The following is a 23,102-nucleotide window of genomic DNA, read 5'->3' on the forward strand; positions in this document are numbered from 1 at the left end:
TGGCGTTGTTCCGGCACCGTCGCCGGGACGAAGGCACGCTCGTCGTGGCCGGATGCGAGGGGTGAGCTCAGTGCCAGACCAGTCAGCCGTGTCCGTCGCGTCCGCGTCGCACCCATCTGCGGCTCGCCGCAGCACACCCCACCCCCCTGCCTGTGCGGACGACCCGTCGGCACCCCACCCGGCCTGGCTGCCGGACAGCGCCTTCGCAGCCGTGGGATCGCGTCGCGTCCTCACGGCGGGCGAAGGCCTGCTCGTGGACACCGTCCGTCTCGAGATCGCCCAGGCCACCGCGGCGTTCTCAGGCACGGTTGCCGACGTGCCCCACGACGACACGCAGCCGGATCTCGTGCTGGCCCTCCTCGACCACGCACCGCAGACCGTGGCTGACGTCGCCTCCGCGCTCCGAGAGGCGGGGCCGCTCGGCGAGGAGGGGTTCGTGCTTGCTCGCCGAGCAGGGACCACGGTGGTCCTGGCCACGCACGGAGCCGGGCTGCTGGCCGGCATGTTCCACGTGGTGCGCCTGGGCGAGTCGGCGTTCTCCGCGGACATCACCCCCGAGCGGCACGCGCCTGCGCACGCCCTGCGCAAGCTCGACCACTGGGACAACATCGACGTCCATCCCGTCATGGGACAGGTCGAGCGCGGCTACTCCGGGGGCTCTGTCTTCTATGCCGACGGCGGCCTGCGTACCGACCTGTCACGGGTGCGCGGATATGCACGGCTGCTGGCCGCGAGCGGCATCAACCGGGTGACCATCAACAATGTCAACGTCCACGCGAGCGAAGCCCTCCTGCTCACCCGGCGGCTCGCCGACGTCGCCGCTCTCGCCGACGTGTTCCGCCCCTACGGGATCCGCACGCACCTGGCCGTGAGCTTCGCTGCTCCCATCCTCCTCGGAGGGATGTCCACCGCCGACCCGCACGACTCGACGGTCGCCAGCTGGTGGGAACAGGTCACCCGCACCGTGCATGCAGCGGTACCGGACTTCGGTGGGTACGTCGTCAAGGCGGACTCCGAAGGCCAGCCCGGGCCCTTCTCCTACGGTCGCGACCACGCCGACGGCGCCAACATGCTGGCACGCGCACTCGCCCCGTACGGCGGCGTCGTGCACTGGCGCGCCTTCGTGTACGACAATCACCAAGACTGGCGCGATCGATCGACCGACCGGGCCCGCGCTGCCTACGACCACTTCGCCCCGCTCGACGGACGCTTCGACGACAACGTCGTGGTGCAGGTGAAGCTCGGCCCGATCGACTTCCAGGTCCGTGAACCCGTCTCACCGGTGCTGGCCGCGATGCCGCGCACGCGTCTGGCGGTCGAGCTGCAGGTGACGCAGGAGTACACCGGCCAGCAGAAGCACGTCTGCTACCTCGCCCCCCAGTGGAGCGAGGTCATGGGCTTCCGTCCCTGGGGCCAGGACGGACCGGCGGTCTCCGACATCACGACAGGCGCCCCTTCCCCCGACGCCCGTCGCAGCGTCCGCGACCCTCACGCCGGAGGAGGCCTGGCCGCGGTGTCGAACGTCGGCATGGACCAGTTCTGGACCGGCCACCCGCTGGCCCAGGCCAATCTCTACGCCGTCGGCCGCCTTGCCTGGGACCCCTCGCTCACCCCCTCGGCCATCCTCGCGGAATGGTCTGCCCTGACCTTCGGGGCGGACGACCCGGTCGTGGCGAGCACCGTGCAGACGATGCTGACCGGATCCCGCGACACCTACGAGGCCTACACGGCGCCGCTGGGAGTGGGGTTCATGGTGCACCCGGGGCACCACTACGGCCCCGGCATCGACGGCTACGAGTACACCCCGTGGGGGACCTACCACTTCGCCGACCGTGACGGCGTCGGCGTGGACCGCACCCGAGCATCAGGCACCGGCTACACCGGGCAGTACCCCCAGCCGTGGGCAGCCATCTACGAGGACCTCGATCAATGCCCCGACGAGCTGCTGCTGTTCTTCCACCATGTCCCCTACACCCATGTGCTCAGGAGCGGCTCGACAGTGATCCAGCACATCTACGACACGCACTTCTCGGGGGTCGAGCAGGTCGACGCCATGGCGCGGTCGTGGAGTGGTCTCGCAGGGCTGGTCGCGCCGGACGTCTACGACCGGGTGCAGGAGCGGCTCGAGGAGCAGCAGCGCTGCGCGCGGGAGTGGCGAGACCAGGTCAACACCTACTTCTTCCGCAAGTCCGGTGTCCCCGACGAGCGCGGGCGCCAGATCTTCTGACCGCGACGCGCTGACAGCCCCACGCTGCTGACCTCGGCGCGGCCGGTCTGTCGGCCACGCCCCCTCCCCCGGGTGGGAGAATCACCGAGTGCCCCGTGTAGATGAGCTCCTCGACGTCCTCGTCGCGGGCGGGCGTCGGTCCGGGCGCCTCACCCACGTCGAGCACCTGCCCGCACGCACCGGCACCCAGGGCGACTGGCCCGCCTGGGCCGACCCGGCACTGGTGGCCGGGTACCGGTCGATGGGCGTCGAGCGCCCGTGGCTGCACCAGGTCGAGGCGGCCGACGCCGCGTGGTCGGGCAGGCACACCGTGCTGGCGACGTCGACCGGCTCGGGCAAGTCCCTCGCCTTCTGGCTGCCGGCCCTGACCTCCGTGCGCTCCGACCGTGCCGGCCAGGTCTTCGCCCCCGGCCGCATCGAGTCCGTCCGGGAGCGCGGCTCGGTCCTCTACCTCAGCCCCACCAAGGCCCTCGCCGCCGACCAGCTCAACGCCGTCACCGGCCTGCTGCGCGCGAGCAGCGCCCGTGACGTGCAGGTGGACACCTGCGACGGCGACACCCCCTTCGCTGCCCGCAAGTGGATCCAGGACCATGCCGACGTCGTGCTGACCAACCCCGACTACCTGCACTTCTCCCTCCTGGCCAACCACGCCCGGTGGGCGCGGTTCCTGCGGTCGCTGCGCTACGTCATCGTCGACGAGGGGCACGCCTTCCGCGGGGTGTTCGGGGCGCACGTCTCCCTCGTGCTGCGCCGCCTGCAGCGCCTCGCCGCCCACTACGCCCCACCCGTGCCCGACGCCGCAGGCCGGTTGGCCAGCGCGGGCCCCGGATCGCGCACCGCACCCCGGCCCGCCGGCCCGACCTTCATCGTCGCCTCCGCGACCACCGCCGACCCGGCGGTCAGCGCCGCCCGGCTGATCGGCGTCGACCCGGCCGACGTGGTCGCGGTGACCGAGGACGCCTCCCCCGCCGGGCGCAAGACCTTCGCCCTGTGGGAGCCGCCCGAGCTGCCTCCGGTGCCCACGGCGTCGGGCTTCGCGCGCGCCGCGGGGGACGCCGCGGTCGCGGCGCTCACCGACGACCCGTGGGCGATCGGGTCCTCCACCGAGGACCTCGGCCTGGTCGACGACGCCGACCCGGTCGACACCGGCGGGGACGGCCCCCGTCCGCGCCGCTCGGCCACCGCCGAGGCCGCCGACCTGCTCGCCGACCTCACCGTGCACGGCGCCCGGACCTTGGCCTTCACCCGGTCCCGGCGCGGTGCGGAGTCGGTGGCGACCACGACGGCGGACCACCTGCGCTCGGTCGACCCGGCGCTGGGCCGCGCCGTGGCCGCCTACCGCGGGGGCTACCTGCCCGAGGAGCGTCGGGCGCTGGAGGGCGCGGTGCGCACGGGGGCCATCCGCGCGCTCGCCACGACCAACGCCCTCGAGCTCGGCGTCGACATCTCCGGGCTGGACGCGGTGCTCATCATCGGCTGGCCGGGGACGCGGGTGTCGCTGTGGCAGCAGGCCGGGCGCGCCGGGCGGGCCGGGTCTGACGGGCTGGTGACCTTCATCGCGCGGGAGGACCCGCTCGACACCTACCTCGTGCACAACCCCGAGGCGATCTTCGCGGCACCGATCGAGGCGACGGTCTTCGACCCCACGAACCCCTACGTGCTGGCCGGTCACCTGTGCGCGGCCGCGGCTGAGCTGCCGCTCACGGCCGAGGACCTGCCGCTGTTCGGCGGTGACGGCGCCCGGGTGCTGCTCGACCAGCTCACCGAGCGCGGCACTCTGCGGCGGAGGCACTCCGGCTGGTACTGGACCCACCACCAGCCCGCGGCCGGCTTCACGAACATCCGCGGCGAGGGCGGCACGCCGGTCTCGGTCGTGGAGGCCGCGACCGGTCGTCTGCTGGGCACGGTGGACGCCTCGTCCGCAGACGGCTCGGTGCACGAGGGTGCCGTCTACGTGCACCAGGGCGAGACCTTCGTGGTGCTCAGCTACGACCTGACGAGCTCGGTCGCCCTGGTGGCGCGCGAGGACGTCGGCTACGGGACGTGGTCCCGCGACGTCACCTCGATCGCCGTCATCGACCAGACGCAGCACGCCAGCTGGGGCACCCCGCCCGAGGGGAGCGACGGGACCGGCACCGCGCCCGACGGGGGCGGCGGCACAGACGACACAGACGGCACAGCCGACACCGCACGCTCCCCCGTCGAGTGGGGCCTCGGCACCGTCGAAGTCTCCACCCAGGTGGTGAGCTTCCAGCGGCGCCGGCTGCCCGCCCAGGAGGTGCTGGGCACCGAGGCCCTGGACCTGCCGGTGCGCACGCTGCGCACCGCCGCGGTGTGGTTGACGGTCTCGGCAGAGGTGCTCGAGGCGGCGGGGGTGGAGACCGACGCGGTCCCCGGCGCCCTGCACGCGGCCGAGCACGCCTCGATCGGGCTGCTCCCGCTGCTGGCTACCTGCGACCGGTGGGACCTCGGCGGCGTCTCGACCGCGGTGCACGTGGACACCGAGCGCGCGACGGTCTTCGTCTACGACGCCTTCCCCGGCGGCGCAGGTTTCGCCGAGCGCGGCTTCCACCTGGCCGAGCAGTGGCTGCGCGCCACCCGCGAGGCGATCGCCCGCTGCGCCTGCACCGACGGCTGCCCCGGCTGCGTCCAGTCACCCAAGTGCGGCAACGGCAACCACCCCCTGGACAAGGCCGCCGCAGTCCGCCTGCTCGACGCCGTGCTCGCGCACGCCGGTCACAGGTCCGGTGCGCACTCCGCCTGACCGGCCAACGACAGCCCGGTGAGGTCACCGGCCTGGAAGGTCGTCACGAAGCCGGTCGTGGGGAACATGATCTGCGCCGGGTCGTCGACGTGGTCCAGGCCCACGAGGTGAGCCAGCTCGTGGCGCAGCACCGGCAGGTACGCCGGCACGCCGCCCAGCCCGGGCAGGGCCAGCAGCTCGACGTCCAGGTAGACGGTGCCGCTGACGTAGTGGGTGAGGCCTGAGGGCCCGGTCATCGCGGAGCCGCCGGCCTGACCCACCGTGTCTCCGGCGAGCCCGGGCACCGCGACGTCGTCGGTGAAGCGAATGAGGACGGGTGCCCACCGGTCACCGTAGACCGCGGGCTGGTGCGGCTCCCGAGCGGGGGACGCCGCCTCGATCACCGCGCCGTCGTCGACGAAGAGGAGGCCCGTGGCCGCGCTGATCTCGGCCACCGCGACCCGCACGCTGTCCTGGAAGTCTGCTGGCGCTCCGGTGACGTCGACGACGTAGTGGACAGGGCGGCACGGAGACCAGCCGTAGGGACGCAGCGCGTCCTGACTGGGTGAGACGAAGGCGTACTGGTCCCCGAAGACGGACGGGGTGACCACGGGCAGCAGCCTGGTCGGGGACTCCTCCAGCCCGGCCGGTGGCAGCCGGCTGCCGTCGGCGGCCCGCCGCGGCGGATCCGTCAGCGCCCCGTCCAGCAGTCCGTCGGGCAGGGCCAAGCCGCCAGGGAGCTCGGCGAGAAAGCCTGCGACAGAGTCCGACCTCTGGGCGGACCAGCTCCACCACAGCCCGGCCAGCACGATGAGGACGGTGAGCGTCGCCACCCCGCGGGGGTTCCTGCTGCGGCGTCGGGCAGCGCGCCGTCCGTCTCCCCTGCCCGGCTGCCGCCAGGCCGTCTGTGCCGGCGGCTGGCCGGCGACCTCGTCGCGGACCCACTGAGGGACACGCCCGGACGGGGAGCGCGGGAGGTCGTCGGGAGCTGTCACACCGAGCACATCGGCACGAACCAGTCGCGATCTGAGCGGATACCGCATATCGGCTGTGACGCTCGCCACGTTCTCATGGAAAGTCACCACAGGAAGATAGGTATGCCTTACTTTAGTTAGGGCACCCTACGGTGCGTCGTGTCACAGCCGACACATTCCCCACACACAGGCAACGGAGACCCCAGACATCATGGCCCTGCATCTCACGAAGACCGTCGTCGGGGCGGCCTCCGTCCTGGTCGGAGCACTGTTCATGACCGGCTGCGGCGCCGGCGCCGCCGAGACGCCCAGCCCCTCGTCGGCCACCACCTCCGGTGCCGCGTCCGCCGACGCACCGACCAGCGTGTCGATCGAGTCCAACCTCGGCACGGTCGAGGTGCCCGTCAACCCAGCCCGCGTCGTCGCCCTGGACAACACCTCCTTCGAGACGCTGCGCGACTGGGGCATCACCCCGGTCGCCGTCCCCAAGGGCCTGCTGCCCGGCACCGGCTTCGAGGACTGGCTCGCCGACGAGTCCATCCTGGACATCGGCAACCACCGCGAGCCCAACCTCGAGCTCGTCTCCGAGGCCGACCCTGACCTGATCATCGGCGGCTACCGCTTCGCCTCTGTGCAGGAGGACCTCGAGTCCATCGCCCAGACCATCGACATCGCCGGCTCCGACGAGGCGGCCGGCGGCTACGTCGACTCCCTCAAGACCCAGACCGTCAGCCTCGGGGAGATCTTCCAGAAGCAGGACGAGGCTGCGGAGGTCGTGGCCGCCCTCGAGACCGCCACCGCCGACGCCGCAGCAGCCACCAACGGCGAGACCGTCTTCCTCTCGGTCGTCAACGGCGGCAAGATCGACAACGGCGCCGAGCGCATCGGTCGCATCCTCGAGCCCCTCACCCTCACCGACGTCTTCGCCGGCAAGGAAGGCGACATCCACGGCGACTCCGGCCTCGCACCCGAGACCATCGCCCAGGCGAACCCGGACTGGATGATCGTGCTCGACCGCGACGCCGGCGCCAAGACCGAGGGCGCTCAGCCCGCCAAGGCCGTCATCGACGCGACCGAGGCCTTCGCCGAGACGACCTTCGCCCAGAAGGACCAGATCATCTACCTGGACCCGCAGTTCTACACCCGCGAGGGCATCCAGGCCTACACGCAGGCCTTCGACCAGATCACGGCCGCCTTCTCGGCCTAGCCGCAGTCCCGCCCGACGGCGGGCCGCCCAGTCCCAGCGGACAGGCGGCCCGCCGTCGGGCACCGCACGTCCTCCGGGACATCACCTCTAGGCCGGCCATGCGCTCCCGCACGCTCCTGCTGCCACTCATCTCCGTGGTGGTCCTGCTCCTCGTCCTCGCCTCGCTGCTGGTGGGCGGGTACGACATCACCGTCGCCAACCTGTTCACCGACCCCGCGGCCTGGAACATGTTCGTCATCTCCCGGGTGCCGCGCACGCTCGCGCTGATCTTCGCCGCGGTCGCGATGAGCTTCTCCGGGGTGATCATGCAGATGATCACCCAGAACAAGTTCGTCGAGCCGACGACGGCCGGCACGAGCCAGTGGGCCGGGCTGGGGATGCTCGCCTGCCTCATCCTCGCCCCGGCCGCCCCGCCCCTGGTGAAGATGGTCGTGGCCTCCGTCTTCGCCTTCGTCGGGACGATGGCCTTCCTCGGGGTGCTGCGGCGGATCACGGTGCGGTCCTCGATCATCGTGCCGCTGGTGGGCATCATGCTCGGTGCGGTGGTCGGCGCGGTGACGACCTTCCTCGCGGGCACCTTCGACCTCCTGCAGTCGATGTCGGCGTGGCGCTCCGGCGGCTTCAGCGGGATCGTCCGCGGCTTCTACGAACCGCTGTGGGCGGTCGTGGTCATCGCCGTTCTCGCCGTCGTCATGGCCGACCGTTTCACCGCGGCGGGCCTGGGCAAGGACCTCGCCACCACGATCGGCATCCGCTACGAGCGGGTCGTCTTCGCCGGCGTGACCATGGTGGCCCTGGCCACCGGCATCACGAGCGTCGTGGTGGGCTTCATCCCCTTCCTCGGTCTCGTCGTACCCAACCTCGTCTCACTGCTCCTGGGCGACGACCTGCGCAAGAACCTCCCGTGGATCGCGGTCATCGGCACCGGGCTGCTGCTCGCCTGCGACCTCGTGGGGCGCACCGTGGTGGCCCCCATGGAGATCCCGGCCTCCGTCGTCCTCGGCGCGGTCGGCGCCGTCCTGTTCATCACCCTGGTCCTGAGGCAGCGTCGTCATGTCAGTGCTTAGCACCCCCACCGCCTCCGCCTCCGCCTCCGCCGAGGCCGCCACCCTGCCCGACGCCGCGCCCGGGCCACGGCGCCGGCTCACCGTGCGCCTGCCCCGCCTCCCGAGGCTGCCGCGACTCCCCGAGCGCATCGCCGCTCGCCTGACGCCCGGGGTCCGCCTGTGGATCGTGGGGACGCTCACCGTCGTCGCGATCGCCTGCTTCCTGCTGCTGTTCATTCGGGGGTCCTTCGACTTCACCTTCCCCCGGCGGCTGACGATGGTCGGGGCGATGGTCGTCGCCGCCTTCACCCAAGGGGTGGGCACCGTCATCTTCCACACGGTGACCGGCAACCGGATCCTCACGCCGTCGATCATCGGCTTCGACTCGATGTACACGCTCATGCAGACGCTCATGGTCTTCGTCTTCGGCGGGACGGTCATCGCCAGCACCGAGGGGATGCCCAAGCTCGTCGCCCAGACCACCGTCATGGTCTTGTTCGCCACCCTGCTCTACCGGTGGCTGTTCTCTGGGCGGTTCGGCAGCCTCTTCCTCATGCTGCTCGTGGGGGTGGTCATCGGGATGGCCTTCGACTCCTTGTCCACGTTCTTGCAGCGACTGCTCTCCCCCACCGAGTACGACCTCCTCTCGGTCAAGCTGTTCGGGCGGCTGAGCGCCGTCAAGGACGACTACCTCCCGCTGGCCTTCGGTGTCTGCGCGGTCATCGCCGTCATCGTGTGGCGACGGCGGATGCGCCTGGACGCGCTGCTGCTGGGCCGCGACGCGGCGACCGGGATCGGCGTCGACCACAAGCGCGAGCTGACCGTGATGCTCGTCCTGGTCGCCACGATGATCGCGTTCTCGACCGCGCTCGTGGGGCCGATGACCTTCTTCGGCTTCATCGTCGCGACCCTCGCCTACCAGCTGGCCGGGACGTACAAGCACGCCTTCGTCCTGCCGATGGCCTTCCTGCTCGGCCTGTTCACGCTGGTGGCCGGGCAGTTCCTCATGCAGCACGTGTTCTACGCCGCGGGCTTCCTCACCGTCATCATCGAGTTTGTCGGCGGCCTGCTGTTCCTCCTCATGATCCTGCGAAAGGGCACCCTGTGATCGAGTTCGCCGACGTCACCAAGAGCTACCAGGAGGCGCGGGTCCTGGGACCGGTCAGCGGCGTCATCGAGGACGGCGGCATCACCGCCGTCGTAGGGCCCAACGGCGCGGGCAAGTCGACGCTCCTGACGATCATCGGCCGGCTCCTCGACCCGACGTCGGGGACCGTGACCGTGGGCGGCATGGACGTGCGCACCACCCGCTCGCGGGACCTGGCCAAGCACCTGTCGATCTTGCGCCAGGAGAACCACATGACTGCGCGCCTGACCGTCCGCGAGCTCGTCGGCTTCGGGCGGTTCCCGCACTCCCAGGGCCGGTTGACGCCGCAGTGCCGGGAGAAGGTGCAGGACGCCATCGACTTCCTCAACCTCACCGACCTCGCCGACCGCTTCCTCGACCAGCTCTCCGGCGGGCAGCGCCAGCGGGCCTTCGTCGCGATGGTCCTGGCCCAGGACACCCGCTACGTGCTGCTCGACGAGCCGCTCAACAACCTCGACGTCAAGCACTCGGTGCTCATGATGCGCCAGCTGCGCCGCGCCGCGGACGAGCTCGGCAAGACCATCGTCATCGTCATCCACGACGTGAACTTCGCTGCCGCCTACTCCGACCGGATCATCGCACTGCGCGACGGCGCGGTGGTCACCTCCGGGACGGTCGCGGAGATGATGGTCGACGACGTGCTCAGCGACGTCTTCGACACCCCTGTCGAGGTCCACCACATCAACGGCCGCCCCACGGCCGTCTACGCCGCCTGACCTCACCTGCGCAAGGATGGGTCCATGCCCACCGCTGACGAGCTGCTCGGACCCGACGTCGCCCACCGGCTGCGCGACGTCGTCGCGACCGCGGCGCCGGATCTGCCGCTGCCCGAGCTGACCCGCGCCGCCGCCCTCCTGCCTGGCCACACCCTGCGCAGGCGCACCGACCTGCTGTGCGCCGCGCTGCTGGCCGACCTCCCCGGCACCTTCGCGTCCCTGGACACCACCCTCCGGCGCGCCCTGGCGGACCCGCGTCTGTCCGGCTGGATGATCTGGCCCGTCACCGAGGCCGTCGCCTCCCGCGCGCTGTCCGACGCCGACCCGGCCGCCTTCGACGGCGCCCTCGCCCTCCTCGCCGATCTCACCGGCCGCCTGACGGCCGAGTTCGCTATCCGGTCGCTCCTCGCCCATGACCTGCCCCGGGCGCTGGCGATCGTCGCCACCTGGACGGACCACCCCGACGAGCACGTGCGCCGGCTCGCGAGCGAGGGCACCCGCCGCCACCTGCCCTGGGGCACGCAGGTCCCCGGCCTGGCCACCGACCCCCGCGCCACCCTCGCGATCCTCGACGCCCTGTACCGCGACGAGAGCGAGTATGTGCGCCGCTCCGTCGCCAACCACCTCAACGACCTGAGCCGGCGCGACCCGGAGGTCGTCGTCGAGGTGGCCGGGCACTGGCTGGCCGCGCCCGATGCCGCCACCGAGCGGCTGGTCCGCAACGCCCTGCGCACCCTGGTCAAGGCCGGGGACCCCGGCGCCCTGGGACTCCTCGGCTTCGCCCCGGCGCCAGGGGCCGTCGTGGACGGGCCCGACCTCGGTGCCACGACCGTCCAGGTCGGGGAGGCCCTGACCTTCACCGCGACCGTGCGCAACACCGGAGCAGAGCCGGCCCGGCTGGTCGTCGACTACGTCGTCCACCACCGCAAGGCGAACGGCACCCAGACCGCCAAGGTCTTCAAGATCACCACGACGACGCTGCAGCCCGGCGAGCAGCTGGTGATCGACCGCCGCCACTCCTTCAAGGTCATCTCCACCCGCCGCTACCACCCCGGCGAGCACGCGCTCGAGCTCCAGGTGAACGGCGTCCCCAGCGGCCGGGCCACCTTCGAGCTGGCGCCGGGGAGCCTCCCGGCGGTCTGAAGCCTGGCCAGCACACCCGCCTCGGAGCAGACTGGGACGGTGACTCCCATGACCTCTCTGCGTGCCCGGCTCAGCGACGGCCTGTTCGCCATGGTCGCCGGCCCCGACGGGCCGGCCGCGCGCGAACGCATCCACACCACCCCCGGGCCGCGATGGTTCCCGCCCGGCAGCCCCATCCAGCGGGTGCACGGGGACACGTCGATGTACATCGGCGGGCTGCGCGCGCTGCTGCTGCAGTCCCTGCACCCGCTCGCGATGGCAGCGGTCGACGACTTCTCCGACTTCCGCCACGACGTGTGGGGCCGCCTGGCCCGCACGAGCACCTTCCTCGCCGAGACCACCTTCGCCGCTGCGCCCGACGCCGAGCGTGCCGTCGCCGTGGTCCGCGCCGTGCACCGCCACATCGCCGGGACCGCCCCGGACGGGCGCCCCTACCGTGCGGACGACCCGCACCTGCTGACCTGGGTCCACGTGGCCGAGGTGGACAGCTTCCTCACCGCCCACCAGCTCTTCGGTGCCGCCCCGCTGACGGACGCCGAGTGCGACACCTACGTGGCGCAGGCCTCGGTGGTCGCCACCAAGCTCGGCGCGAGCGACGTCCCGACCACCCAGGCGCAGCTACGCTCCAGCCTGGACGCCTTCCGAGCCGAGCTCACCAGCACCCCGGCTGCCCTCGACGTCGCGCGCTTCCTCATCACCGACGCACCGATCCCGCGCCGGGCGCGGCTGCCCTACGCGGCGCTCACCCGCTCAGCCGTGGCGACCCTGCCGCGGTGGGCCCGCGAGCCGCTGCACCTGCCGGACCGCCCACGCCTGGACTCCACGCTCTGGCGCGCCACCGGGCACGTCAGCACCCGCGGTCTGCGATGGCTGAGCTCAGCCCAACCGGTCCCCGGCGAGCCGGGCAGTTCTGCCACCATCGCCGTTCCGGAGCCTCGGGTCGAGCCCGCTGCTCCCGTTGTCCCCGTCACCCCGCATGCTCAGGTGACCACTCCCGACCTCGACGAGCGCGAGATCTGACGGTGGCGCAGCCGGAGCACGCGGCCGTCGAGGTCCGCCCCGCCGTCCTCGAAGATCGAGCCGGTGTGTGGCCGCTGGCCAGGGACTTCGCGACGTCCTTCGTCGTGAGCGAGCCGGAGTTCGCCGCGACCTTCGAAGCTCTTGTCAACCCTGCCGGGTCAGTCACGGACGCCGCGACCGGGTCCTTGCTGCTGGTCGCGGTCGATCCGCCCGCTGACGTCGTCGGGTACCTCTTGAGTCACACCCATCGCTCGTTCCTGGCGAACGGTCCGCTCGTCTGGGTCGAGGAGATCATGGTGGCGCAGGAGCGCCGCCGCGGCGGAGTCGGGCGGCTCCTCATGGAGGCTGCAGAGCGGTGGGCGCGCACGAACGGCGCAGCCTACGTCTCCCTCGCGAGCCGCCGTGCGGGGCCGTTCTACCTCTCCTTGGGCTACGAAGACTCCGCGACATTCTTCAAGAAGAGTCTGTAGAACGGCGCCCGACGCATCGCTGCGCGGCAGAGGGTCAGAGGCGGGCTTCCAGGGCTGCGAGGAGCACGCAGGTGGCGACGCCGTCCATCGACGTCCCGACGTCCTCGAGGGAGGGGAAGCTCGGGGCGAGGCGGATGTTCGTGTCCAACGGGTCGTTGCCGTAGGGGTAGGCAGACCCGGCGCCGGTGAGGGCGATGCCCGCCTCCTTGGCCAGCTGCACCACGCGCTTGGCCGTGCCGGGCACGACGTCGAGGCTGATGAAGTAGCCGCCCTCGGGACGTGTCCAGGTCGCCACGCCGGTGCCGCCGAGACGGTCGTCCAGGATCGACAGGACGAGGTCGAACTTGGGGGCCAGGATGGCGCGGTGCTTGGCCATGTGCGCGCGCACGCCGTCGGCGTCGCCGAAGAAGCGCAGGTGACGCAGCTGGTTGACCTTGTCCGGGCCGATGCTCTTCTTGGAGTAGTGCGTGGTGTACCAGGCGATGTTCTCTGCGGAGGCACCGAAGAAGCTCACGCCAGCACCTGCGAAGGTGATCTTGGAGGTGGAGGCGAGCACGAGCGGGCGGTTGGCGTTCCCCGCCTCGACGGCGAACCCGAGGATGTCCAGGGCCGGTGCACCGTGCTCCACGAGCGTGTGCACGGCGTAGGCGTTGTCCCAGATGATGCGGAAGTCCGGGGCTGCGGTCTCCATCTCCACGAGGGCACGGGTGACCTCCTCGGAGTACACGGCACCGGTGGGGTTCGCGTAGGTGGGGACGGTCCAGATGCCCTTGATCGCGGGGTCGGTGGCCACCAGCGCACGGACCACGTCCATGTCCGGGCCGTCCTCGTTCAGCGGCACCGGGATCATCTCGATACCGAAGGACTCGGTGATCGCGAAGTGGCGGTCGTAGCCGGGGGTCGGCGCGAGGAACTTCACGACCGGTTCCTTGGACCACGGGCGCTCGGAGTCGGTCGTGCCGTGCAGCAGCGCGAAGACGATGAGGTCGTGCATGATCTCGAGGCTCGCGTTGTTGCCTGCGACGAGCTGAGCTGCGGGGATGTTGAGCAGCTCGGCGAAGATCGACCGCAGCGCGGGCAGCCCTGCGGTGCCGCCGTAGTTGCGGGTGTCTGTGCCGGCGGGGTCGGTGTAGTCACCGTCGCCGGGGAGGTCGAGCAGCGCGTTGGACAGGTCGAGCTGAGCCGGTGCCGGCTTGCCACGCGTGAGGTCCAGGGACAGACCGCGCGCCTTGAGCTCGGCGTACTTCTCTGACAACTTCTCGTGCTCGGCGACGACCTCGGCGGGGCTGAGGGTCTCGATCTCGACCTGGGAAGACATCCGTGGCAACCTCTCACCGGCCGTGGCGCCGGGCATGTGCAGACGTGCGCGTGCGGGACCGGTTCGGCCCCTCCACCGATCCTAGAGGTCACCTGCGCTCTCAGCCGGTAGCTGGAGCGTGAACAACGGCTGGAAGTCGTCGCGCAGCGCCTCGGGGAATGCCTCCAGGGTCCGGAGAAACCCCTGGCAGAACTCGCACCCGGCAACGTGGCGGTCGAACCTGTCGGCCGCGACCTGGGTGAGCTCACCGCGGGCGCGCCCGTCCGCCCGTTGGACGAGCCAGGCGCAGGTGTCCGTGAGAGTGGGGTCGCAGACCAGCTCGACGAGCCACTCGGCGCGCAGCTGGTCGATCGACTCGGCGAGCAGCGGAGCGATCACGGCCTCCTGCTCGCCCATGAACATCGCAGTCTCGGCGGGAGCGACCTGCTCCACCACGGCGTACCAGAGCACGGTCTGCGCGCGCACCGGGAGCCGGCGGAAGGCACGCAGGAGGTTGGTGGTCGGCAGCGCTGCGGCGTCTCGGATCCCGAACTCCTCGTGGAGCATCCGCAGCAGATAGGGCCGGAACGGGCCGAGGGGGTCCAGGTCGACGGTGATCTGACCGAGCACCCGCGAGAAGGCACGGTTGACCGCGGCCTCCACCGAGCGCTCGCTGATGGACGCCGTCGCGGCGACCCGACGGGCCGTGTCGACATGCCTCACCCACAGCTGGAGGTAGGCGTCGCGGTCGCCCGCGCGTGCTTCCTCCACCAGGTGGGAGTCGGAGATGACGGCATCAGCCAGCGGCTGCTGCATCGCTCCGTCACTTCTATGTTCTGTTCTGCTCACTGGTCGTACGCCCCCTGTCACTGCCGCCCGTGGTGGCACGTCAGCCCTGCTCACTACTTCACGATCGACGCCGCAGCGGCACATCAGCGCCACTGGGTAAAACGCCGTCACCGATGGAGACCTTCCACACCGGTCGACTTGACGCGCGGCAGCGGGTGAAAAGCCTGGTCAGCGCGCTCAGGCCGGTCACGAGGCCGCGTTCATGCCATGACCATCGCTGATTCAGGGTGCTGCAGATATCGGTCCGGCGCGCGCTGAAGCCGATGCGGTGCGGCCGGCGGGCGCACCGACCCGCACCGAGACCGCATACACCCCATCTCCCTCACCGGCGCAGGACGCCAGCTCGGCGCCGTTGCGTCGAGCGGTCTCCCCGGCCGCGTCGCACGGCACGGCGGTGGCGTACATCGCTGCGGTCGCCGCTGCCAGCACCACCAGGTCGGCCGCTGACTGGGCTCGGGTGCGCGCCGCGGACGTCCCTGCCAGCACCGCCACGGTGACCGCCACGACGACGAGCGCAGCCACGACGGCGAGCATGAGCACGCTCGCGCTGCCGCGCTCAGCATCTGCCGCACCGCCGCAGCACCGGGCTCGCGCGTTCCTCATGGAGCACCGCCCGACGGCGACGAGATGGCGCTCTCGAGCCATGCCGTGGCATCGCTCGTGGCGGTGAGGCCGCTGGCAAACCATCCGCCCGCCACCGGGCGCTGGACCCGCACCGTGACCCACGGCTCTGCGCGCAGGACAGTGACGGTGAGGTCCTCACCTCCCACGCGCCGGGCGATCGCGGTGACCTGGTCGTCGGTCTCGCCTGCTGCAGCGGCTCGGGCCCCGGCGCGTGCGGCATCGGTCACCTGGAGATGGGTGGCACCCGCCAGGGCGACCAGGAGGACGGCGACCAGCACGAGGACCACCGCAGGGAGCGCCACCGCGAACTCCGCCGTGACGGCCCCGCGCTCGGCGGCACCGCCCTGACGCCAGCTGCGGGCGCGCACCCTGCGGGGATCGTCCATCGTCAGCCCACGCTCAGGGCGGACTCGATGATCGTGGTCAGCAGCCCGCGGACGGTCTGGCTCTTGAGCACGAGGATGAGCAGCCCGGCGAAGCCCACCGCGGCGATGGTAGCGATCGCGTACTCCGCGGTGGCCATCCCCGCCTCGCGGCGCTCGGTCATGCTCACGACGACGGCCCGCCGCCAGGCCCGTGCGCGCCCCGCCCCGCCTGGTCGTGGTGCTCGGCGTGCGCTGGGGTGGGGCTGGGGGCGCCTGCGCGGCGCGCCCGGGACGGTGGTGGTTCTCATGACAGCTCTCCTGTCGCTCAGAGGTCGCCCGGGGCCGTCGGCCGCGGGTGTGCACCGTGGTGGTGCTGGTGCTCGAGCCTGCGCCGGCGGGTCCGAGGCGGTCCACGACCCCTCGCCCAGGTGTGCGGTGCGCCGCTGATCCATCGACCTGTGCGCAAGGTCTTCGACCGCCCGGCCCACCCCCTCGCCTGCGGTCACTGGAGCACCCCGGACCCCAGCGACAGCAGCACCGGTACCAGACCCACGAGCACGAAGGCCGGCAGGAAGCACAGACCGAGCGGCAGCACGAGACGGACCCCGAGCCGGGCCGCCTCGGTCCGCGCTCGGGCGTCGGTGTCCTGACTGATCTGCAGGCCCGCGACCCGCAGGGCCTCCCTCGGGGCCGCACCGTGGGTCCACGCCGGTCGCAGCGCCGCGGCGAGCAGCGTGAACCGCGCAGGAGCGGCGGACCAGGCGGTGTCCCACGACGCACCGAGCAGCAGGGCGGCTGCCACGGAGCTCAACGCACGCCCCTCCGCCCCGCCCAGCGCTCGTCCGGTCGCCTCAATCGCCCGGGGGACTCCCGCTCCGGAGCTCAGTGCCGCGCCGAGGAGGTCGAGCACCACGGTGATCTCGACCCGGGGTAGCTCGCCCGTGCTCACTCCCCGGTCTGCCCCGTGGCCCAGCCAGCGCCTCCACCAGGACCGCCGGCATCTGTCGCGGCCATCACGTCCACCACGCCGCGTCACCGCCGGACGCCGACCGGCGACCCGCCACGGCGTGCTCGCCACCCAGGCGAGGACGGCCACCACGACCGCCACCACGGGCAGCGAGGTCTCGGTCACGGCGGGTCACCGGCCGTGCGGGCCCGCGCGACCAGCCGGGTGGTCCACCGGTGCCCCACCCCGACCAGCACCAGCCCGACGACGGGAGCCGTCGCGCCCAGCCCGCCGGCCGCCACCAGGCCGAGGGGGTCGGCACCGAGCGACATCCCCACGACCGCTCCGATGCCCGGCAGCCAAGCCAGCACGCGGGCCGTCGACCTGGGCCCGGCCAGGGCGGCTGCTCGCTCCTGCTCTCCGCGCGCGGCCGTCACCAGAGTTCCGACGATGACGTCGAGCACCGCAGCCAGCGGTGCCCCCGTCTCGGCGGCGAGGCGGCAGGCCGCGACGATGGCTGCGACCTGCCGGCGCGCCGCGGCGGTGACGGCTCCGCGCACCGGTCCGCTGCCCGCGATCACAAGAGCGACGAGGTCGTCTGCGTCGGGGATCCCCCGCGGGTCGACGCGCACCTGCCCCACCGACTGCCAGGCCTGGCCCGGCGCCATCCCCGCGCGCAGCATCCCGGCCACCTGGGTGACGACCACCTGCACGCTGGGCGAATCACTCGCCCGAGCGCCCCACGGCAGCCCGGGCCACCACCGCAGGCGGCGCCCGAGCGCACCGCCTCCGGCCCCGCCGGCTGCACGGCCTCCCTCCGCGCCGAGACCCCATCGGCGGGCGGTCACCCCGCGCACCGACCGTCCCCGCGGCCCGGCGACCAGCAGGACCGACATCCCCACCAGCGCACCGACCGCCATCTCCCACGGTCCGACGTCGAGCATCCCGGCCAGCACCTCGCGCGCCGTCATCGCACCCCTTCCCCAGGCCCCAGCCGCTCGACCAGAGCCGGCCATCCACCGCCCTCCTGCGGAGCACCGACCCCGTTCCAGGTCAGGGCTGGCGTCACGACGAGCCGGTCGCGTTCGTCCCGGCGCACGAGGGCCACCTCGCTGACGAAGCGACGAGCTCCCTCCCCCGCGTGCCGGGTGCGCCGCAAGTGGATGACCACGTCGAAGGCACTGACCGCCTGCGCGGCGACGGCCTCCCGGTCCATCCCGGCCAGCGCCGCGAGCGCCTCCAGGCGCGCCGGGACGTCACCGGCGGCGTTGGCGTGCACCGTGGCGCACCCGCCCTCGTGCCCGGTGTTCAAGGCGGTGAGCACGTCACGGACCTCAGCACCACGGCACTCGCCGAGCACGATCCGGTCTGGCCGCATCCGCAGCGCGTTGCGCACGAGCGCGGACAGGTCGACCGCTCCCGAGCCTTCGACGTTGGGCCGGCGGGCCACGAGGGAGACGACGTGCGGATGGTCAGGAACCAGCTCACGAGCTTCTTCGATGGTGACGATCCGCTCGCCCCGGTCGACGAGCGAGAGCAGCGCGGCGAGCAGCGTCGTCTTCCCCGTCCCGGTCGCCCCGGAGACGAGGAAGCTCACCCGTTCACGCACGACGGCGCGCAGCACCGGCTCCCAGCCGGGCGGGATCATCCACGTCTCGACGAGCTCGGCGACTGTGAAGGCGCGGGCGCGCAGCACGCGCAGGGAGATGACCGCTCCGCTCGCGCAGACGGGTTCGATCACCGCGTGCAGGCGGGTGCCGTCAGGCAGGCGCGCGTCGACGGTGGGACTCGCGTCGTCGAGCCGTTGCCCGCCCGCGGCCGCCAGGCGCACCGCGAGCTCACGCACGTCCTGCGCCGTGCCGAGGTCGACGTCGGTGCGCTCCAGCCCGCGCCCGCGATCCACCCACACCTCGGCCGGTCCGTTGACCAGCACGTCGGTGACCAGCGGGTCGTCCAGGAACCGTTGCAGCTCACCGGCGCCGAACAGCTCGGCGCGCACCTGGGCGAGCATCTCGGCGAGCGCGGTGCTGCCCAGCACCAGCCCGCTGGCCTGGACCGCGTCGACCACCTGGGCGCGGGTCGGTGGCCCGGCCACCCGAGACAGTCGTTCGCGAACTCCGGCCAGGACCGGCTCCCCCTCGCGCATGCTCATGGCTGCGCCCATGACGGAGACCGGGCGCGCCCGGATGCGCCGACCTGCGCCAGGACTGCTGCCGCGACCCCGGCCAGCCGTCCGGCTCCGCGGACCATCCGCGGCCCTTCCCCACGTTCCAGGGCCCTCGCCAGCGACCGCACAGGCCGCATCTCTCCCCAGAGGTCGAGGCCGCTGGCCGCGGCGACGTCCTGGGCGGTGAGCCGCCCCGGCGCTGGTCCGCGCACGACGACGCCAGCCGGCACGGCGCGGTCGAGCACCCCGTCCAGCGCGATCGCGCCGGCGACGGAGGCGAGGTCGCGGCGGGCCAGCACCACCCATGCGGTGCACCCGCCGCGGCCCCCGGTCGCACCCCAGCGCCCCACCTGGTCGGCGGGGACGTCGTGGACCACGACGTCGCACGCCACGGCGAGTGCGTCCAGCACGTCACCGGGGACGTCGTCGGGCAGGGCGGGTGGGCGGGCGCGGTCGGCGCTGAGCACGCCGGCACCCCGCCAGCGCGGCAGCAGGGCGTGCAGCTGGTCGCCGACCACCTCACCGCGGGCGGCGTGCAGGTCCGGCCAGCGCAGCCCGGGTTCGTCCTCGATGCCGAGCAGCACGTCGAGCCCGCCGCGGTCGCGGGCACCGTCGACGAGCACGGTGCTGGCTCCGGCGCGGACGGCCATGGCCGCGAGGGCCGCGGCGAAGACCGACGCCCCCACGCCTCCCCGCGCGCCGACGACGCCGATCACCACCGGGGCGCTGTGCGCGCGGCCACCGGCATCGCCATCAGCCCTGGAGCGGTCTCTCATCCCGCCATCGTGGTGGGCGACCGCCGGAGGTCACGTCCGCGGCCGGCCACCGGTGGACGAGCCGGGAACGCCGCGCCCTGGGGAGGACCCGTTCTGCCGGGCCCTCCCCGGGGCGGCACCGACGGACGCTCCGCACGCCGAGCCCGCCCACCGTCTAGGCTCACTGTGTGACCCACGACACGGAGCGTCGCCGTAGCGCCGCGTTCTTCGACCTGGACAAGACGATCATCGCGACGTCCTCCGCGGCCGCCTTCTCCCGCCCGTTCTACGCGGGCGGCCTGATCAGCCGCGGTGCGGTGCTGCGCAGCGCCTATGCGCACTTCCTCTACATGGTCGGCAGCGCTGACGCCGACCAGACCGAACGGATGCGCGCCCACCTGAGCTCGCTGGTCACCGGCTGGCCGGTGGAGCAGGTCTCCTCGATCGTCGCCGAGACGTTGCACCAGTACATCGACCCGTACGTGTACTCCGAGGCGGTCGCGCTCATCGCCGGTCACCACGCCGCCGGGCGGGACGTGGTGGTGGTCTCCGCCTCCGGTTCCGAGCTGGTCGAGCCCATCGCCGCGGTGCTCGGCGCCGACCACGTCATCGCCACCCGGATGGAGGTCTCCGAGGGCCGGTACACCGGGCTCATCGACTTCTACGCCTACGGGGAGAACAAGGCGCTGGCGATCACCGAGCTCGCCGAGCGGCTCGGCTACGACCTCGCCGAGTCCTATGCCTACTCCGACTCGATCACCGACGCCCCCATGCTCGAGGTGGTCGGTCACGGCTTCGCGGTCAACCCTGACCGCACCCTGCGCCGGCTCGCGGCGGAGAGGGGGTGGGGGGTGCTGACCTTCAACCGCCCCATCGCCCTGCGCCCCCGGCTCACCCCGCGGATGACGGTGCTGACGGCCGTCGCGGTGGCCGCCGCAGCAGCAGCGACGGTGCTCGTCTGGAGGTCGGCTCGCACCGCTGTGCACGCTGCCTCTCCCCCACTTTCCAACCGCGCAGAACTGGGGTAGAAAGGGAGAACAACAGCACACACAGGTGAACCGGAACCCACGCGCGATCAGTCCACGTTAGGACATGTTGACCGGGCTCGTCCCGTAGCAACAACTTGATGAAGCACGCTTGCTCACCGTTCACCGGTGCGACCTCACGGCGTCTCTCCTTCGGAAGAGGCGCCGTCAGGTTGTTCTGGGGCGATGGACCCGGTGCGCGGCCCGTCCGGCGACCTGTTGTGCTCGTCTCAGCGATCACTAGTGTGTGCTCATGACGACTCTGCCGAGCGTGTCCTCCTCGATCACTGTCCGCCTCGAGGTCGAGGCCCGGCCCACCGCGGTGAGCGAGCTGACCACGGCGATCGAGCAGACCGGCGGGATCGTCACCGCCCTGGACGTCACCGCCTCGGGCCACGAGCGCATCACCGTGGACCTGACCTGCGCCACCCGAGGCGACACCCACGCCACCGAGATCGTCGACCACCTCAAGGCGCTCACCGGGGTGAGCGTCGGTCCGGTCAGCGACCGCACCTTCCTGCTGCACCTGGGCGGGAAGCTGCGGATCGAGTCGAAGGTCCCCATCCGCAACCGCGACGACCTGTCGATGATCTACACCCCCGGGGTGGCCCGGGTCTGCGAGGCGATCGCCGCGAACCCTGCCGACGCCCGCCGCCTCACCATCAAGCGCAACACCATCGCGGTCGTCACCGACGGGACTGCGGTGCTCGGGCTGGGGGACATCGGGCCGCTCGCCTCGCTGCCCGTCATGGAGGGCAAGGCCGCGCTCTTCAAGCGCTTCGCCGGGATCGACGCCTTCCCGATCGCGCTGGACACGACCGACGTCGACGAGATCGTGGCGGCGGTCAAGGCCATCGCCCCGGTGTTCGCGGGGATCAACCTCGAAGACATCTCCGCACCGCGCTGCTTCGAGGTGGAGCGCCGGCTGCGCGCCGAGCTGGACATCCCGGTGTTCCACGACGACCAGCACGGCACCGCGATCGTCGCCCTCGCGGCCCTGACCAACGCCCTCAAGGTGGTCGGCAAGACGATGGCCGGCGTGCGGATCGTGCTGTCGGGGGCGGGCGCCGCCGGGACCGCGGTGCTCAAGCTGCTGCTCGCGGCCGGCGCCGTGGACGTGGTGGTCGCCGACGTCGACGGCGTCGTCAGCCGCGACCGGCCGGGCATGACTCCCACCCTGGCGTGGACCGCCGAGCACACGAACCCGCGCGGGGTCACCGGTTCCCTGCGGTCCGCGATGGCCGGGGCGGACGTGTTCATCGGCGTCTCCGCACCGCACATCATCACCGGGGCCGACGTCGCCACGATGGCCCCGCGGTCCATCGTCTTCGCGATGGCGAACCCCGAGCCGGAGATCGACCCGGACGAGGCGGCTCTGTTCGCCGAGATCGTGGGGACCGGACGCAGCGACTTCGCCAACCAGATCAACAACGTCCTGGCGTTCCCCGGGGTGTTCCGTGGGCTGCTCGACGCCCAGTCGCACAAGGTCACCGACGCCCTGCTGCTCGCGGCAGCCCAGGCCCTGGCCGCGGTGATCAGCGAGGACGAGCTCAACCCGACGTACATCATCCCGAGCGTGTTCAACCCGCAGGTGACCACGTTGGTGGCCGCCGCTGTGGAGGCCGCCGCGCGGGCCTGACCGCCGCTCTCCACCACCTCACAGGTGCCGCAGGAACCGCTCCGGCGCGTCGAGGAAGGACCGCCAGCTGCGCACGAGCGCCAGGTCCTCCCAGGCGGTCTCCCGCAGGCCCCACTCCCCGACCTCGTAGATCGTCGCGCCCGGCAGCGCCGCGAGGAGCGGCGAGTGAGTCGACAGGATGACCTGGGATCCGCCGTCGTCGAGCCGGTCCTTGAGGATCGCGAGCAGCGAGAGACAGCCGGAGAAGGACAGTGCCGACTCTGGCTCGTCGAGCAACCACAACCCCTTCTTCTTGAACCGGTCGACGACCAGGTCGAGGAACGACTCCCCGTGGGAGACCTCGTGGAAGGTCATGTCCGGTCGGGACGCGGAGGGGTTCTTCTCGAGGTACGTGAACAGCCCGTGCATCGTCTCCGCCCGCAGGAAGTACCCGCGCCGGGTGGACCCGAGGTTGCGCTCGAGGCCCAGGTGCTGGCCGAGGACCGACTCGCTGACCCGGGTGGAGTGCATCGCCCCGGTCGACCCACCCTCGGGAGAGAGCCCGTAGGCGGCGGCCACGGCTTCCACGAGGGTCGACTTGCCAGACCCGTTCTCCCCCACGAGCACGGTCGCCGGGCCCATCTCGAGACCGGCGTCGAGGATCTGGGCCACCGGGGCGAGCGTGGCAGGCCACTCCCCGCGCGGCATGGGATCCAGTGGATGGTCGGTGAGGCGGCGGATCGGGAACCGGTCGACGTCCATG

Annotated in this window: 22 protein-coding genes; 11 read left to right on the forward strand and 11 right to left on the reverse strand. The window is 72.0% G+C overall.

The window, feature by feature from the left end:
• Positions 1–253 precede the first annotated feature (253 nt).
• On the forward strand, positions 254–2,227 hold the full coding sequence (locus SS2_RS15800; RefSeq protein ID WP_245643645.1) for an alpha-glucuronidase: 1,974 nt from the start codon (positions 254–256) through the stop codon (positions 2,225–2,227).
• 88 nt (positions 2,228–2,315) lie between these two features.
• On the forward strand, positions 2,316–4,991 hold the full coding sequence (locus SS2_RS15805; protein WP_066465743.1) for a DEAD/DEAH box helicase: 2,676 nt from the start codon (positions 2,316–2,318) through the stop codon (positions 4,989–4,991).
• Here the strand turns inward: SS2_RS15805 and SS2_RS15810 are convergent.
• Complete coding sequence (locus SS2_RS15810; protein WP_157607380.1) at positions 4,964–5,965, reverse strand: peptidase M10A and M12B matrixin and adamalysin; 1,002 nt, start codon at positions 5,963–5,965, stop codon at positions 4,964–4,966. The genes SS2_RS15805 and SS2_RS15810 overlap by 28 nt on opposite strands.
• A 190-nt stretch (positions 5,966–6,155) precedes the next feature.
• Here SS2_RS15810 and SS2_RS15815 point away from each other — a divergent pair, with 190 nt between their 5' ends.
• The 7 genes from SS2_RS15815 (at position 6,156) to SS2_RS15845 (ending at position 12,693) form a co-directional block, all read left to right on the forward strand.
• A complete protein-coding gene (locus tag SS2_RS15815; protein WP_066465746.1) occupies positions 6,156–7,151 on the forward strand; it encodes a siderophore ABC transporter substrate-binding protein in 996 nt (331 codons plus the stop codon).
• A gap of 98 nt (positions 7,152–7,249) precedes the next feature.
• On the forward strand, positions 7,250–8,218 hold the full coding sequence (locus tag SS2_RS15820; protein ID WP_066465748.1) for an ABC transporter permease: 969 nt from the start codon (positions 7,250–7,252) through the stop codon (positions 8,216–8,218).
• Positions 8,205–9,305 carry an iron chelate uptake ABC transporter family permease subunit gene (locus tag SS2_RS15825; RefSeq protein ID WP_083942317.1) on the forward strand — a complete coding sequence of 367 codons (1,101 nt, stop codon included), beginning with the start codon at positions 8,205–8,207 and terminating at the stop codon, positions 9,303–9,305. Before SS2_RS15820 ends, SS2_RS15825 begins: the two co-directional genes overlap by 14 nt.
• A complete protein-coding gene (locus SS2_RS15830; protein ID WP_066465750.1) occupies positions 9,302–10,060 on the forward strand; it encodes an iron ABC transporter ATP-binding protein in 759 nt (252 codons plus the stop codon). The genes SS2_RS15825 and SS2_RS15830 overlap by 4 nt, the downstream gene beginning before the upstream one ends.
• A 24-nt stretch (positions 10,061–10,084) precedes the next feature.
• Complete coding sequence (locus SS2_RS18175) at positions 10,085–11,203, forward strand: DNA alkylation repair protein (RefSeq protein ID WP_066465752.1); 1,119 nt, start codon at positions 10,085–10,087, stop codon at positions 11,201–11,203.
• 48 nt (positions 11,204–11,251) lie between these two features.
• Positions 11,252–12,223 carry an oxygenase MpaB family protein gene (locus tag SS2_RS15840; protein ID WP_083942318.1) on the forward strand — a complete coding sequence of 324 codons (972 nt, stop codon included), beginning with the start codon at positions 11,252–11,254 and terminating at the stop codon, positions 12,221–12,223.
• Positions 12,224–12,225: 2 nt separating this feature from the next.
• Positions 12,226–12,693 (forward strand): GNAT family N-acetyltransferase, encoded by a 468-nt coding sequence (locus SS2_RS15845; protein WP_066465755.1) that lies wholly within the window; start codon positions 12,226–12,228, stop codon positions 12,691–12,693.
• Positions 12,694–12,727: 34 nt separating this feature from the next.
• Here the strand turns inward: SS2_RS15845 and SS2_RS15850 are convergent, their stop codons facing one another.
• From SS2_RS15850 to ssd, 9 genes are all read right to left on the reverse strand, one after another.
• Complete coding sequence (locus SS2_RS15850) at positions 12,728–14,011, reverse strand: aspartate aminotransferase type Ic (RefSeq protein ID WP_066465760.1); 1,284 nt, start codon at positions 14,009–14,011, stop codon at positions 12,728–12,730.
• A gap of 81 nt (positions 14,012–14,092) precedes the next feature.
• Positions 14,093–14,806: an RNA polymerase sigma factor gene (locus SS2_RS15855; RefSeq protein ID WP_066465762.1), complete on the reverse strand. Its 714-nt coding sequence runs from the start codon at positions 14,804–14,806 to the stop codon at positions 14,093–14,095.
• 255 nt (positions 14,807–15,061) lie between these two features.
• Positions 15,062–15,442 (reverse strand): Rv3654c family TadE-like protein, encoded by a 381-nt coding sequence (locus SS2_RS15860; RefSeq protein WP_083942320.1) that lies wholly within the window; start codon positions 15,440–15,442, stop codon positions 15,062–15,064.
• Positions 15,439–15,849 carry a TadE family type IV pilus minor pilin gene (locus SS2_RS15865; protein WP_066465766.1) on the reverse strand — a complete coding sequence of 137 codons (411 nt, stop codon included), beginning with the start codon at positions 15,847–15,849 and terminating at the stop codon, positions 15,439–15,441. Before SS2_RS15865 ends, SS2_RS15860 begins: the two co-directional genes overlap by 4 nt.
• 2 nt (positions 15,850–15,851) lie before the next feature.
• Positions 15,852–16,136, reverse strand: a complete 285-nt coding sequence (locus SS2_RS18275) for a DUF4244 domain-containing protein (protein WP_245643647.1) — start codon at positions 16,134–16,136, stop codon at positions 15,852–15,854.
• Positions 16,137–16,330: 194 nt separating this feature from the next.
• Entirely contained in the window at positions 16,331–16,960 is a 630-nt protein-coding gene (locus tag SS2_RS15870) for a type II secretion system F family protein (RefSeq protein ID WP_245643648.1), read from the reverse strand.
• A complete protein-coding gene (locus tag SS2_RS15875) occupies positions 16,957–17,745 on the reverse strand; it encodes a type II secretion system F family protein (protein WP_066465770.1) in 789 nt (262 codons plus the stop codon). The genes SS2_RS15870 and SS2_RS15875 overlap by 4 nt, the downstream gene beginning before the upstream one ends.
• Positions 17,742–18,926, reverse strand: a complete 1,185-nt coding sequence (locus tag SS2_RS15880) for a TadA family conjugal transfer-associated ATPase (protein WP_066465908.1) — start codon at positions 18,924–18,926, stop codon at positions 17,742–17,744. The genes SS2_RS15875 and SS2_RS15880 overlap by 4 nt, the downstream gene beginning before the upstream one ends.
• Complete coding sequence (gene ssd / locus SS2_RS15885) at positions 18,923–19,717, reverse strand: septum site-determining protein Ssd (RefSeq protein WP_083942322.1); 795 nt, start codon at positions 19,715–19,717, stop codon at positions 18,923–18,925. Before ssd ends, SS2_RS15880 begins: the two co-directional genes overlap by 4 nt.
• Before the next feature lie 167 nt (positions 19,718–19,884).
• Here ssd and SS2_RS15890 point away from each other — a divergent pair, with 167 nt between their 5' ends.
• Complete coding sequence (locus SS2_RS15890; protein ID WP_066465774.1) at positions 19,885–20,724, forward strand: HAD family hydrolase; 840 nt, start codon at positions 19,885–19,887, stop codon at positions 20,722–20,724.
• A gap of 250 nt (positions 20,725–20,974) precedes the next feature.
• Positions 20,975–22,360, forward strand: coding sequence for an NAD-dependent malic enzyme (locus SS2_RS15895; RefSeq protein ID WP_066465775.1), 1,386 nt, complete (start codon positions 20,975–20,977; stop codon positions 22,358–22,360).
• An 18-nt stretch (positions 22,361–22,378) separates the two neighbouring features.
• Here the strand turns inward: SS2_RS15895 and SS2_RS15900 are convergent, their stop codons facing one another.
• The gene (locus tag SS2_RS15900) at positions 22,379–23,101 is read right to left on the reverse strand and encodes an AAA family ATPase (protein ID WP_066465776.1); all 723 of its coding nucleotides are present in this window, start codon (positions 23,099–23,101) and stop codon (positions 22,379–22,381) included.
• Between the last annotated feature and the right edge of the window lies 1 nt (position 23,102).

This window comes from Sanguibacter suarezii NBRC 16159 (assembly GCF_001552735.1).
In the GTDB taxonomy this organism is placed as follows: domain Bacteria; phylum Actinomycetota; class Actinomycetes; order Actinomycetales; family Cellulomonadaceae; genus Sanguibacter; species Sanguibacter suarezii.

Bases quoted from the DNA above. Each gene is read 5' to 3' on its own strand.
- SS2_RS15855 (WP_066465762.1), bottom strand. From the start codon at position 14,806: ATGCAGCAGCCGCTGGCTGATGCCGTCATCTCCGACTCCCACCTGGTG.
- SS2_RS15815 (WP_066465746.1), top strand. From the start codon at position 6,156: ATGGCCCTGCATCTCACGAAGACCGTCGTCGGGGCGGCCTCCGTCCTG.
- SS2_RS15875 (WP_066465770.1), bottom strand. From the start codon at position 17,745: ATGACGGCGCGCGAGGTGCTGGCCGGGATGCTCGACGTCGGACCGTGG.
- SS2_RS18175 (WP_066465752.1), top strand. From the start codon at position 10,085: ATGCCCACCGCTGACGAGCTGCTCGGACCCGACGTCGCCCACCGGCTG.
- SS2_RS15850 (WP_066465760.1), bottom strand. From the start codon at position 14,011: ATGTCTTCCCAGGTCGAGATCGAGACCCTCAGCCCCGCCGAGGTCGTC.
- SS2_RS15900 (WP_066465776.1), bottom strand. From the start codon at position 23,101: ATGGACGTCGACCGGTTCCCGATCCGCCGCCTCACCGACCATCCACTG.
- SS2_RS15820 (WP_066465748.1), top strand. From the start codon at position 7,250: ATGCGCTCCCGCACGCTCCTGCTGCCACTCATCTCCGTGGTGGTCCTG.
- SS2_RS18275 (WP_245643647.1), bottom strand. From the start codon at position 16,136: ATGAGAACCACCACCGTCCCGGGCGCGCCGCGCAGGCGCCCCCAGCCC.
- SS2_RS15825 (WP_083942317.1), top strand. From the start codon at position 8,205: ATGTCAGTGCTTAGCACCCCCACCGCCTCCGCCTCCGCCTCCGCCGAG.
- SS2_RS15895 (WP_066465775.1), top strand. From the start codon at position 20,975: ATGACGACTCTGCCGAGCGTGTCCTCCTCGATCACTGTCCGCCTCGAG.
- ssd (WP_083942322.1), bottom strand. From the start codon at position 19,717: ATGAGAGACCGCTCCAGGGCTGATGGCGATGCCGGTGGCCGCGCGCAC.
- SS2_RS15865 (WP_066465766.1), bottom strand. From the start codon at position 15,849: ATGGACGATCCCCGCAGGGTGCGCGCCCGCAGCTGGCGTCAGGGCGGT.
- SS2_RS15860 (WP_083942320.1), bottom strand. From the start codon at position 15,442: ATGAGGAACGCGCGAGCCCGGTGCTGCGGCGGTGCGGCAGATGCTGAG.
- SS2_RS15880 (WP_066465908.1), bottom strand. From the start codon at position 18,926: ATGAGCATGCGCGAGGGGGAGCCGGTCCTGGCCGGAGTTCGCGAACGA.
- SS2_RS15840 (WP_083942318.1), top strand. From the start codon at position 11,252: ATGACCTCTCTGCGTGCCCGGCTCAGCGACGGCCTGTTCGCCATGGTC.